Source organism: Acinetobacter sp. P1332 (assembly GCF_044057475.1).
GTDB classification, from domain to species: domain Bacteria; phylum Pseudomonadota; class Gammaproteobacteria; order Pseudomonadales; family Moraxellaceae; genus Acinetobacter; species Acinetobacter johnsonii.
This window is the reverse complement of the sequence record NZ_CP171157.1, coordinates 1,311,007-1,323,838: the sequence shown is the minus strand read 5'-3', so window position 1 is coordinate 1,323,838 and position 12,832 is coordinate 1,311,007. Positions and strand designations below refer to the sequence as shown.

The 12,832-nt window shown below is 41.2% G+C and carries 14 protein-coding genes; all 14 read right to left on the bottom strand.

What is annotated here, in order from left to right; all coding sequences use genetic code 11:
• Nucleotides 1-2,727 (bottom strand): hypothetical protein, encoded by a 2,727-nt coding sequence (locus ACFN7Z_RS06515; RefSeq protein WP_395442649.1) that lies wholly within the window; start codon nt 2,725-2,727, stop codon nt 1-3.
• Nucleotides 2,711-2,890 carry a hypothetical protein gene (locus ACFN7Z_RS06510; protein WP_395442648.1) on the bottom strand — a complete coding sequence of 60 codons (180 nt, stop codon included), beginning with the start codon at nt 2,888-2,890 and terminating at the stop codon, nt 2,711-2,713. The genes ACFN7Z_RS06515 and ACFN7Z_RS06510 overlap by 17 nt, the downstream gene beginning before the upstream one ends.
• Nucleotides 2,891-2,898: 8 nt before the next feature.
• The gene (locus ACFN7Z_RS06505; RefSeq protein WP_262471072.1) at nt 2,899-3,144 is read right to left on the bottom strand and encodes a hypothetical protein; all 246 of its coding nucleotides are present in this window, start codon (nt 3,142-3,144) and stop codon (nt 2,899-2,901) included.
• Between the two features lie 12 nt (nt 3,145-3,156).
• Entirely contained in the window at nt 3,157-4,074 is a 918-nt protein-coding gene (locus ACFN7Z_RS06500) for a phage BR0599 family protein (protein ID WP_395442647.1), read from the bottom strand.
• Nucleotides 4,071-5,282 carry a hypothetical protein gene (locus tag ACFN7Z_RS06495; RefSeq protein WP_395442646.1) on the bottom strand — a complete coding sequence of 404 codons (1,212 nt, stop codon included), beginning with the start codon at nt 5,280-5,282 and terminating at the stop codon, nt 4,071-4,073. Before ACFN7Z_RS06495 ends, ACFN7Z_RS06500 begins: the two co-directional genes overlap by 4 nt.
• Nucleotides 5,283-5,343: 61 nt before the next feature.
• Nucleotides 5,344-6,183, bottom strand: a complete 840-nt coding sequence (locus ACFN7Z_RS06490; RefSeq protein WP_395442645.1) for a hypothetical protein — start codon at nt 6,181-6,183, stop codon at nt 5,344-5,346.
• Complete coding sequence (locus ACFN7Z_RS06485; protein ID WP_296282074.1) at nt 6,146-6,343, bottom strand: hypothetical protein; 198 nt, start codon at nt 6,341-6,343, stop codon at nt 6,146-6,148. The genes ACFN7Z_RS06490 and ACFN7Z_RS06485 overlap by 38 nt, the downstream gene beginning before the upstream one ends.
• A 201-nt stretch (nt 6,344-6,544) precedes the next feature.
• Nucleotides 6,545-6,925 carry a hypothetical protein gene (locus ACFN7Z_RS06480; RefSeq protein ID WP_395442644.1) on the bottom strand — a complete coding sequence of 127 codons (381 nt, stop codon included), beginning with the start codon at nt 6,923-6,925 and terminating at the stop codon, nt 6,545-6,547.
• A 34-nt stretch (nt 6,926-6,959) separates the two neighbouring features.
• Nucleotides 6,960-10,331, bottom strand: a complete 3,372-nt coding sequence (locus ACFN7Z_RS06475; RefSeq protein WP_395442643.1) for a tape measure protein — start codon at nt 10,329-10,331, stop codon at nt 6,960-6,962.
• A gap of 92 nt (nt 10,332-10,423) precedes the next feature.
• Nucleotides 10,424-10,798, bottom strand: a complete 375-nt coding sequence (locus ACFN7Z_RS06470; protein ID WP_395442642.1) for a hypothetical protein — start codon at nt 10,796-10,798, stop codon at nt 10,424-10,426.
• Between the two features lie 5 nt (nt 10,799-10,803).
• Nucleotides 10,804-11,079 carry a hypothetical protein gene (locus tag ACFN7Z_RS06465; RefSeq protein WP_279731171.1) on the bottom strand — a complete coding sequence of 92 codons (276 nt, stop codon included), beginning with the start codon at nt 11,077-11,079 and terminating at the stop codon, nt 10,804-10,806.
• A 68-nt stretch (nt 11,080-11,147) separates the two neighbouring features.
• The gene (locus tag ACFN7Z_RS06460; protein WP_151206223.1) at nt 11,148-11,945 is read right to left on the bottom strand and encodes a hypothetical protein; all 798 of its coding nucleotides are present in this window, start codon (nt 11,943-11,945) and stop codon (nt 11,148-11,150) included.
• Between the two features lie 116 nt (nt 11,946-12,061).
• Nucleotides 12,062-12,316, bottom strand: a complete 255-nt coding sequence (locus tag ACFN7Z_RS06455) for a hypothetical protein (RefSeq protein ID WP_395442641.1) — start codon at nt 12,314-12,316, stop codon at nt 12,062-12,064.
• Nucleotides 12,317-12,330: 14 nt separating this feature from the next.
• Complete coding sequence (locus ACFN7Z_RS06450) at nt 12,331-12,816, bottom strand: hypothetical protein (protein ID WP_395442640.1); 486 nt, start codon at nt 12,814-12,816, stop codon at nt 12,331-12,333.
• Nucleotides 12,817-12,832: the final 16 nt, after the last annotated feature.

Below are 12,832 nucleotides of genomic sequence, written 5' to 3'. Positions count from 1 at the left end.
TTATACCTCCCTAACGACATAGCTGATGTTATGCGGCTCACTAAAGAATTGAGATAGCTCAACTATGTGATTAAACGCAGAATATGATTCATACCCATCGCGCAATGACTTCAATGTAATTTCAATCGTGCGTGTATTCGCATCCATCGAAGATGTTGCAAATGTGAATGCATTAAGTGCACTAAGACTCAGACTTTGAGTGCGCAATTCAACTTCATTTTCATCACGCTCAACTAAAATCAATTGATATGTCACGCCACTTTCAATCGTCACACCGCCATCAAACCAACCGATAATCTCACCACCAGTTTGCTGCAAACGATTACGATCAACCCAAGTCACAATCAAATCAGTTTCAATTTCATCAGGGAAATACTCACCATTAATTTTCACGTTAGCAGGTGGGTATGGTCGGATGGCACGAGCTTTAATTTCAACTTGCTGCGCATCCACATCATCAAGGTTTAGAATTCCACTCGGTGTTGTGGTTAGTGTTTTTACATTGACTATCTCGCCTGTAACATATTCGGTTGGATCCACCGTGACAAAATCGTCTGCAAAATACAAAACGCTCCCAGCTAAGTGATTTTGAGGAATGGTATCTAGCGCACCGCGTTTTACCGTAAGCAATCCCGTTTCCTCATCATAGGATTGATAGACCATGATTTCGTTATTTACGGTAATTTGTGTACCTGTGCTAACCATGTCGATATCACCAGCCTTTTTTACAATAAATGCATGATCCATTTTTGAAAGACTCTGATCTAACTCAGCTGTTTCGCTATATACAATCGCACCTGCTCGCTCAAAGTCATTGCCAATATCTGTATACATCAGAGCATTTAATGAATTACTTTGTGGGCGCTGAGCAATCACCGCCGCATAGCCTGCATCGGGGTTATAAGCTAGAGCCTCGTCCACAGCTTTCTGCCCATTGAGCTGCACTGCTTCTAAATAGGACAACTCAAAAGCCTTAAACAATGCAGGCTGTGGAGGTTTTGGTGTGGTGTCTACAGGTGTATCATTCACAATGTTTGAAGAAAGATTGCCTGAATAAGGCACGACCTCTACAAAATCAATCGATACATCTGTACCGGTGCCTAAGTTGATTTTCATAATCCGAACTAAAATGGTACCGCTCCAACGTCTTGGCCATTCCAGTTTGAGCAAGTCATACCGATTCCACTTTCGTGCCTGATAAAACCCAGTTGTGAAAGTTCCTTGCCAAACTGGAGTAGATACCTGCTTGAGCTTCCACTGACTTACTATTGCTGCATTACGCTGATGCATGAAATAAGGAAACTTCACCTCATCAGAGTTTTCATGTCCATTTAAGTTCCGAATTGCAGCATTCTCGGCAATTGAAAATGAAGAGTTTTTAATCGCACTTTGATTGTAATAACTCACGTTCAACTTATTAATCAGTTCATCTGCAGATGTTGCTCCATCCAGCTGCATACCCTTAATTTTGTTGACAGGCAGTGTGTGAACTTCATTATCTGCAAACCAATCATCACGAAATAAGACCATCTCATATAAACCAGTTTGACGGTTCATCCGCACACCCGCTTCGATATGGCCACAAAGTTCATTGATGGCTTCAAGACATGACTTCTCAGTAATTGACCATGAAATACCCAAACCTTCATCAAAAATTCGATCCGCAGCTTTCATAAAATTCACGTCATTTATGTCTGATTCAGGCTTGCCCATCGCGGTATCATCCGTAAGAATTTCCCTAATCTTATGAATTGGATTTATATCGGGAGCATCAATTTCAATAAAATCTCTATGCATTTTTATATCAAGAAAATAAATATCAAGTGCTGCACCCATTACATAAGAGTTTGATTCATGATCATAGACTGAGTTACTGCAATATGAAGTTTCAATAAGAGCTTCACCAGGGGCAACCCAAGTTTCATAGTCTTTTTCTACTGATGAGCTCTCACCCTGTGAAGATGAATGAACCCTAACAAGAATGTCAAAAATAGATGTATTTACAAAAGACTGCTTTTCCTCATGATAGCCATCAAAGTAGCTTTGACCCGACACTCCCGATCCACCACCTGACTTATTAGGCGAGAAATTCATTGTTACTTTATTGAAATTAATTTCATTTAGGTCTTGTCCGCCTGTATACGTCCTAGTTGCGTTTAAAGTAAATGGCTGTGGATTAAATTCCTCATTATTTTTGATGTAATAGCCATTAATCTCACAAACAATCGCACCATCCCCACGCACCTCATACCACTGTCTGCGACCATCATTTCTGATTCGCGTGCGCTTCGGCCAAAGCAACATTTCTTTCATGTAGCCTGAGTTGCCATGATAAAACGATTTATTGTAATGGTGTCGTTTCGCAATAATTCCCGCAATTTCACCAACTACGCCACCCGCTGAAACCCCTCTGCCCAGTCCACGGAACAATAAATAAGACTGAAATGGATAGCCTGAAACTTTTGGAAAGTCAGCGCTATAAGTGGCATTCGGCAATTGATCTGCGGTGCCCGTATGTATATCGATAAACCCAGCAACACCGCCCTCTTTATCCCCGTATAGATTTGGGCTTTCTACACGCAGAAAGGTTTCATCATTATCGGGTTTAAAAATCCAGCCACGGTTATCAAAGTTAATCCCAATCAACTTCTCAATTGGATTACCAATAAATGTCGTAAGTTTGGCGAAGTATCTTTGACCAATTGTTTGACTACTGCTTCCGCCCATTTTTTACATACTCCACAACTTGCTGCGCCATGGCATCATTGGTTTGTTCAACAATTTCAATATCGATGCCGTTTTCAAGAAAAGCTGTCCAGTCCCAACCCTGAGATAAAAAAAATGCCCGCGATCCGCGAGCACACATTCCTGCTTCTCGTATATCGGACATGTAAATTCTCACTTGCCACCTTTCTGTTTGATATCCGTCGTTGCATGTCCCCAAATATGGGTGATGTTTCCATACATATGTGGACTACCTGCTATATCTGAGAAAGAAACGCCTTCATCTGCAATCGTTCCATCAAGCTGATTTGCTGTTTGTTGGTTCTTCTTTTGGGCTTTGCGCATGGCGTAATAGCTGTAAGCCATTGTGACGACCATCAGCGCAAGCATGGCGTAAATCACCCATGGTGCAATAATCATTCGACACCTCGCTTACTTAATTAATTGGGTAAAAATTGGGTTGCTGTTCGGGATAAATTGATGCCCAGCATAACGCGCCCAATTGTTAAACTTCTCATCACACATTTTTTTAGATTGGTCGCAACCCGGTACAACTGAGAAAACATCACCCACCGCTAAACCCACATGTTGACGATACAGCGTAAAGCTATTTGCGCTGCTGGTCGTAATTAAGGTATGTACACCACCTTTCAGCATCAACCCCAAATTCAGCCATTGATCCGGATAACTCTTGGTTTCCATGATCGGATCTCCATTTTCAAAAGTGGGATTGCCCTGATCATCTAAAACAGGATTTCCCTCTTCATCCAATACTGGGACCTGCTCAAACATTGGATTGCCTTCTGTATCCAAAACCTGAGTGGGCACCACATCAAAAGAAATCTTTAAGCCATCGATCGCAGTCACTTCAACCTCAAATGACCATTCTTCAAACTTTAGTCCGCACCAACGGTCATAGATCGAATTTGGGCAGGAGTACTGAAACTTGCGTGTCAAAATATTGCGATTTAGATAGGATTCACCCGTTTCACACACCAAGGTTAATATGTCCGCATCTTCATCATATTTTGGCTGTGTCACACGGCCTTTATGCAGGACCAGTGTTTCGCCCTGGTAAAGTTCAAGGATGGTAATGGTCACACCACCATAGAAGATCTTGCCTGCAAAGATGGCGGCTAAATCTTCACCATCGGCATTGAGTAAATGCACCTGCGGAAAAGTCACTTCCGTATCACATTTATCAATACTTTCATCTTCAATCGCTGTACGCTGTAGGCCACGGATCGGCAGATACTCAATCCCTGCATGTGTGATTGCTTTGCGCTGATCCGTAAAATACCAAGCACGTGCACCATGCTTGAGTTGATATAACTCGGCTCTGTTTCTCATGATGATAGTTCCACAATAGGCACTGTCACTTGCGTAATCTGTGCACCTAAAAATTGAAATTCGATTTGATCTGCATCAAAACGGTGTAAACCCAAATAGCAAATGGTTTGGATGTCGTTACGATGCGAATTGATCGCTGGTGAAACAGTCAGTGAACCACCAGTTTTGGCTGTAATCTCATGCGCGGTCCACGTTCCGTCTTTCCGTTTAACTGCAATGTGCTTACGATCAGCGTCCAGTAAGTACTTGGTATTGGTACTCAATGAGGTAGTGATATTTGCCGTGTTTAAAATATTCAAATGCTTTTCATATAAAGGCATCCAAAAAGCTTGATAACGACCCATGCGTCGAAATAAGAATCGGCGGTATTCGCTATATTGATCCCACCCTTTCAGCACAGACTTAAACGGTTTTAAGTAGCGTGGTTTCTTCCAATGAGTGAATTGTTGAAATCCACCAACATCACCATCAACAATATTTTGATGCTGCGTCAGCGTCATTTCTAATGAGTCGCCATCCAATAGCAAAGGCTTGAAGTAAATATCATCACCAAGAAATTGTTCAGGTACATCAGCTTCAAATTCAGGTGAATCCTCTGCAATCACACGAAATACAACACTCGAATTGGACCAAAAACCACCCGTATTGATAGAGGCATCACCATCAGTGATGCAGATCCGCAGCGGCATGATTGAAGCATTGGTTGCTGTTACATCGGCTGCAAGTCGAAAGCCATCCTGATATTCAGTAATCAATTCTTGAATGATTTCTTGCGTTTCAGGATCTCGAATTTCTTCTTGCACAATAATGTAACGACCTATGCTCACAATCTCAGCAACTTGAGTACCCTCAGAACTTTCAAGCAAAATAAAACCGACTCTAAGGTCGGCTGAATATGCTTTCGTGTCCATGATAATAAAATCACTGTCTACCATATCTGAAATGTGTTGTTGAAACTGTGGTAATGGAATACCCCACTGTTTACGCAAATTTGCATAGAGCATATGGAAGATGTCGCCCATCGCTTTCTGCATATTCACGTAATTGAAGCTCAAGACCTGCCTTGGTGCATCCCGCTGGATGTAACGGTCTTCACTACTGTCATAAGCCTCATGAACTTCAGTTTTAAACTCCAATCGCTCAGTCGAATCTAATAGAGGGCAATTTGTTAATACGTGCACCTCACCATATTTGGTTTGTATTTTCATTTTGTCCTCAAAGTTTAAGCATTAAAAAACCGCCTTTCGGCGGCTTGATATACATCTAGTTTTATTGCTTTGGCTTTAAAACTCTAAAAATTGCAATTGGTGTCATGCCGTAAGCCCCATCGTTTCTTCCAAACATTTTCATCATTTCAGACATGGCTTTTTTAAATTGCTCCATTTCACCACTATTAGGTAAAACAATATTACTGCTATCCATTGAATTAGGGATTGCATCTAATATCCCTAATACATACCACTTGCCTGCTAATTTTTCACCATGTTTAAAATTAATGTCATGGATAACCGACGACATATCCTCACGAGCCAGGCTCATCCAGACTTGAGTTAACTGATCATCTGACTCAGAAGGAACAAATAAGTTGCAGCTCAAGGCAAAAGGGACATTCTTCATGAACTCAATTACTGGATTTATGGTATTTTCAAAATTCTTTCTTTTTTCTTTATGGGCACCAGTTGTATTTGGCATTGAGTTCAAAGTGAATTTAATAGTTGGATCAATAACCCCTTTCATAACTTCAATATCAGTAATATTTAAATACCCCTTTAACAAAACAAGGGCGCCCAGATTATCAGGGGTTAGTTCACGGTTAATATAACCCAATTGATCCAGCCTATTAATCATCTCGCGTGGCATAGTTGGCAAGCCATCGTAAAGCTGCTCAGATGTCGTATTAACTGTGTGGTCATTACCCATCTTACCACCCGTTACAGTAGGCACACCTACTGTGGCCTCCATTTTACGAGTATCGCCGATCTGACTGGTATTTTTTAGGGTATTGAGAGCACCCAAGCCGTTAAGCTGTGCATAGAAAGATTTTATTTTTGGATTGTCTAAATAAAAGAAATCAAAGATCGATTCTATGTTTTGTGAGTCTTGCGCCACGACTTATTTGCTCCTCAGCTTTTTTTCTATGCTCATTGTACTGGGCTGTGCTTTCCTGTATAGCTTTTTTATATGATTCAACAGCTTCAGTTAATAAGCGCGCGGAGCTATTTACGCTTTCTTTTTGTTTAGAACCACTAAACCCAAATGAAAAGTTCATAAGGAAACTCCTTAGACAAAAATACCCTCTTATCCTCAGATAACAGGGTTATATGTTTAGTATAGTATTGCCTATATGGTTTTTCGTCAATACGCCATAGTTAGCCGCATGTCAAGATTTGTGATGCAATTGTTGCGCCACATGCTGTCGCTTGGTAGTGAAAACCCACCGAAGTGGGCTTATTTGGATCTTAAATCTAACTTACTGCTGTTCAAATTTCCCCATACTAAAAGCGTCTACAGAATTTAAATCAACTGTAATTAATGCACCACCATTTGTCGGGATCTGATTACCACCTGAAAAATATTTTGCATTTTTCAGATAAAGGGTTGGTTCGAACTCATGATCAGGAGTGACGCCATCTGTTTCATTGAGATTATGCTCTTCAGCAGTATGAATAAGCTTATCTCGTAGAGCTTTTAGCGTTGAATTGCCTTCATGATCAAAAAATGTTCCTTTTGACACCAATTCACCGCTAATTAACATTCCATTAATGCTAAGAGTTATTCCAATACCTTTGTCAGTCTTACTCTCACTGCCACATACAACTGCAGCCAAAGTTTCTAAATAAATATTTTTCATTTTCCCTCACGTTTATTAAATATACTGAATAAATTTAAGCCTTTAACATACCATTTCTTTTTAAATGGTACATGACAACTTTCTCACCTTCTCGCCCATACATTTGATTCATCATATCAGCACGATCATCAAAGATAGCAACTCGAATTTGATTATCAATAGGTTGAGGATTAGCTGATTGAGCTTTAGCACTCGCCTGAGCCTGCTTCTCAGCTTGAATAGTTCCACCGTTATTGATGGCGTTAAGAGTATTGATGCCGACACGTTTAGTGGCTTCAGCATTCAACACATACTCTTGACCATGAACCACACCCGCCTCTTGATTTAAGCCAATGTTGCCAGTGTAGCCGCCTGATTTGAAGCCTGTCATATTGGTAGATTTAATGCTTGCGGCCTGAGCCACCTGTAAGGCTGCTGCGGCCGCACCAACCGCAGGTGCGATATACGGACCAATGTATGGTGTACCAACGACCGCATCATAGGCTTTAGAGTATGCCGCTGGAATATTCAGCATCGCTTGGGCAACTGCGAAAGCCTTTTGAGCAGCAAACAGTACCGCATAGGTTTTAGAGTTCTCATCAACCAGTGAGGCAAAACCGCCTAGCATCCCCTCCATATATCCAGCTGTAGATTTGGCTTGAAGTTGTAATTTTGCATTTTGGTATGCTTCCTCATTAATCAAGTCGTTTTCACGTAATTTATTCAGAACCTCAAATTGCTGAATTAATGGGTTTTCCTCAAAACCCATAACATTCATATAGTCACTAGTTAATGATCTTGTTAAATCATTCTCGGATTCCTTTTTATTAAAAGAGGCGGCATTTAATAATCTTGATCGCTCATCAGCATCTTGAACTTTCGCTATCTCTTGCAATTCAAATGCATAGCGTTTTTGGATTAATTCCATTTCACTATACATCGTTTGCTCAACTTGAAAGATGCGCTGTTCTTTGGCGAGTTTAATGTAGCTGAGCTCTTGGTTGTATTGCTCCTCGAGTGCATTAATAGCAACCTCTTTGCTTTCCTTGGTTATTTCTGAATTTTGATGAAGTTGTAAGTTTTTTATATCGTAAGAGTATTTAAGCTTTTGCTCCTCGCTCATTTGGAATTCATTAATTTCAAACTGCAATTGAGATAAATAGATTTGCTTTTCATAATAAGCGCGCTTATTTGCTGCCTCTAGGTATGGCTCAGGATTAGCGAAATTTGCCTTTTGAATTTCTGCAATTTCTTTAGCTAAATTCAACTCAATCTGCTTCTCTCTATCAGCATAAGCATAAATGTATTGCTCTCTAAGATTACGTTGCTCCTCATCTACGCGATTTGCTTCTTTTGCATCCTTTCGGTGTTGCGACAAAGCTGCACTCGTTGCTTTAGCCGATCCTCTTTTAGCATTAGCGATTGCATCCTCAGAGGTTTGTAGTTTTTTATTTGCAGCAATATTCATATCAATAATCTGAATATCTTTTGCCGAAACCTTTCCTCCATTCTCAAAAGCCGCTTGTGATGCCATTTTTGCACGCTCAATCTCCCAACCTTTAGCAATTAGCTTGTTGGTCATAATGGTCTGTGCGGCACCCTTCTGTAGGTTTGAAATATACTTAGACTGTGCATCTGCTGCTGCGTTCGCCGCATCAGCATTGTTATACATAGCATTGGTGTTATCGTTTACTTTACCAACAGCATTAGATGCAGCATTGCCAGATAAAGTAACCTGCTGACCTAAAGTTTTTTGAGCATCTGCATTTTGCTGGGCCTTAACCCTAGCCTCCTCGTAACTCTTAATTAAATCCAGACCTTGGGATTTTTGCTCAGGTGTTAATAGTTTTAGCTTATTCAATCTCTCGACAGCATCAGCTTGCGACATTAATCCTTTGTGCACTTGATCTGAGATTTCATAAACCTCTTTATTGCCAGCGTTCGCATTTTTAACTGTGCGAATAAAGCCATTAAACGACAAGTTCAACTTATTCAACTTGTCGTTCTGGTCTTCAAATGATGCTGCTAAATCATCTTTAGCGACATCAAGCTGAACCCCTTTTAGTGCCAAAAGCTCCTGTTTGGTTTTTTCAGCAACACGGCCTTGTTCTTCAAGTTTTGCATTTGCTTCTGCTGTGCGTTTTTGAAGGTACATGTATCCAGCAGTCAATGCAGCCACACCGATTGTGATTGCACCGATTGGGCCACCAACCAAACCAAGCAACATTGCTCCACGTGACCGACTAGCATTCAGTGCATTTTCAGCAACAGTTTGAGTAGCTACGGCCGCCGCGCTTTGCTTCAATGCAATACTGTGTGCAATCTCTGCCTGAGTGAGTCGCATAGTTGCGGCTGCACGCGCTTGTCGTGTTGTTGCGCTGTTTAATTCTTGGCGCGCTAGATTGATCTCAGTAAGCGCTAACGCTGCTACTTGACGAGTACGTTGCACCTCCACCGCAGTCAATTGAATCTGAGATTGCAGGGCTGCTGTATCTGCTGCTCGTCGTGCCACTACTGCGGTAATGGAGCCATGAATCGCCACTGTTTGAGAAGCAATAGTTTTGGTTAATAAAGCCACACCACCAACCACTGCAATGCCCGCAATAGCATCAAGATTATTGGCTAATATTTGGATGCCACTAGCTAAGGTTGTTGCAACACCTGAAGCCTTGCCTGCTTCGCCTGTAAATTTGGTGACTTCATTGCTTAATAGTTGAAGGGATTGACCAATTGTCACATCGGTTTTTGCAAATAATTCATCTACTGATTTTTTTGATTTTGTTAATGCATCAACAAGTACTTCGCCAGTGATTTTACCTTCAGCAGCTACAGATCGAAGCTGACCAACTGTAATACCCATACCCTGAGCAATAGCTTTTGCGAGTGCTGGTGTTTGCTCTAAGATCGAGTTAAGTTCTTCGCCACGTAGTACACCCGATGCCAATGCTTGACCAAACTGCGTTAATGCGGCCTCTGCTGCTTGAGTTGAAGCCCCACTAATTGCCACAGCTTTTGATACTGTTTCTGTAAGTTCAGCTGTCTTAGCCATATCAATTCTGAGTGTTTTCGCATTATCACTAAAGCGTTGATACACCTGAATTACAGAATCCCATGATTGGTAAGATTTTTGCGCAATGCTAAAGGTGTCACTCATCGCTAGGTTTAACTGCTCTTGCGACTGGGTGACCAGTTTTAAGCGGTTCTGCATACCTGTGTAGGCATCCATTTTAGAGATAGCAGCACCAACAGTCACAACGCCAGCCATATAACCCGCAAGTTGACGAGTTGCCACAGACATCGAATCCATAGATTTGCTAGCAAAATCACCTTTCTTTTCGATGCTGTCTAGTTCACTCGCCAAGGCACGCGCATTACGCTCAGCATTTCTTGAGTCGATTATGATTCTTAATACAGATTCTTGAGCCATTTCACTTTCCTGCGGGCAATAAAAAAGCCCGCAAGATGCGAGCTGTGTTTTAAGTATTTGAAATCCGCTTGCGCGGGTTTTAAATTCGATTATTAGAAAACCATGGCTGCTAGCTTGGTAAATGTTTTACTATCTGTTGTAGCTAGCATTTTTCGCCCATCCTTGAACTTCATGATGAACGTCACATCCTTCCCTTTTCCGCCGAGCAAAAGACCTGCTAGCAAACCAACTGGACCTAGCGCCAATGCTCCAACCGCACCCCATCCAACCGTTCCGCCGACGCGTTTAACGCTCTCCTCTGTGGCAACAGACACCTCCTCAACATCATGCTTAGTAAAAGTGTTTGATTTACCCAACAACCCATCTCCTGGTGCCCATGCTGCCGTGAATGAAAATGCCATATCACTTGCAGATATAACACCCTTTCCTTTTGTAAAGTCACCTGCATGTATTTGTATATTAGCCATAGCAATCAACCCTCTACCTGATACCAACCATTAACAATCAACCCTTTCGTTCCTGTAGATTCTGTTTTGCAACCAAATCCTAGCTTTGTGCCCTTTAAAAACCCAGAAACCTCGCCAAACTCATTTGACACAATATCTAATTTTTCACCAGTATTTCTCTGAATTGCAGCCAAACAATCATCCATGGAGCTAAATTCAGCACTCATTACTTGGGGTGCTTTTCCACACCCACTCAAAACCAACCCAAAACCCAAAACCCCTGCAATTAATAATTTTTTCATGTGAATACCCTCTTATAAGTAAATATAAGATACTAATTCCAGCATTAAAAAACCATCCCGAAGGATGGTTAATCTGTGTCTGTTAGATCAATGGATTCATAGAATTTTTTTATCTTATAAACAGCCGGCCTATCTTTGATGGTTTCAACATACACATCCACAATGTAAGCCTTTTTGTACAGTTGCTCTTCACCATGGATCATTTCATATTGAATTTCATCATTATCGAAAAGCGCTCTCACTTCTTTTTTTGAAATACTCTCAATAACCGCCTTATAGCCTTTTCTATTGTCAGCGCGTGTTTGCGCCCAATACAACAATACTTGCTTGTGCAAGCCAACAATAGGCTCATTTATCTTGTCTATTTCTTTGGCTGCTTTATTTTGAATTGCATTCGCCTCCATGCTGTTTATATTTACAGTAATTGTTCCTGTATTATTGGAAGCATCTAACTGCAATACAGCACCACTATCCTTGGCAACGGGCTCAACAAAGTTTACAACCCTGTTTAGGGTCTTCTTATCAAGATCATTGGGTTTGGGGCCAGTACCTTTTAAGTAGTCGAGGCAAGATTTAAGGTGATTTGTAAAATCTATAACTGTATTGGCATGCTCAGCAAAAGGCATAAGCGCAGGAGCAAGCGCAACCAATTCAGTGATAATTGACCCGGGCCTAATTTCCTTGATGTAAAGCTTAATCTCATCCGACACAAGGTGATTCTGAGAGCTTGCTATGTAGTCCGAGTACTCAGCACCAAGACTTATCATACTTTGTGCGAAATCAACTAACTCAACTGGCTGTCTATTTTTAATATTAACCGTCAACATAGTCTGATCTTCATTGGCATTAATTTCTATTGTACCCACCTACCACCCCTCAAAATAAAAGACATGTTCTTAATGCGACACTATTAGTCGTTGAATATCTTTATAATTGAGCGTCAGTATATGAATAAAAAAATTAATTGTAAAAAGAAACCAACCTAAGCTGATTTCTTACTCAACCGTTTATGCGCCTTATCTAGATACTTGTTGTCTAAAGCGAATACGCACTCGACCAAAATATGTAATTCACAAGGCGCTTCATACAACTCAAGGTATGCACCAATATCGGTGGCACCCAAAGCCAATGGCACACCTTGCTCATACTTTCTAGCGCGTGCAATCGTGTTATAAGCACTCAGTATTGCATTTGCTGTGTAGCTGTATCGTGGTGGTTTTGGAATTTCTAGCCCCATCGCCTCACGCTGCTTTATTTGGTGCTCGGTGAGTCCTGCGTATCGCTCTGAGTATTCGTAGAGTTCAATGACTTTCCCAGTGTTTCGGCCTGAACTTTGTCTGCTTCCGCCTGGATTTGCTCGGCATGTGATTTTACAAAAGCCCAGATCGCAACACCAATATCGCCCATATTAAACAACTTGGTCGTATTTTCAGGTGTGCAAGATGGTTCAATTTCTTTGCCATCCTCAACAAACACCACGCCTTTCCAGTCTGCAATTAAGTGACAGGCCGCAGCTTCTAAAAGCAACTCATGATAGAGCTTATCTTCTTTGCCTGCTGTGGATACGTTATAGCCTTTTGATGTGACTTGGTTGTTAGCCCGCTCAAGAGCCACACGGAAAGGCTTATAGCCTTCACCACGGATTTTAAATTCTGCTAAAACATTGCCTTCAGCATCTTTGTATTCTTTCCAGAGTGATACTTCTTTGCTTTGTTGAATCGCTACTTTTAAAGCCATTTTTTATATCCCAAAA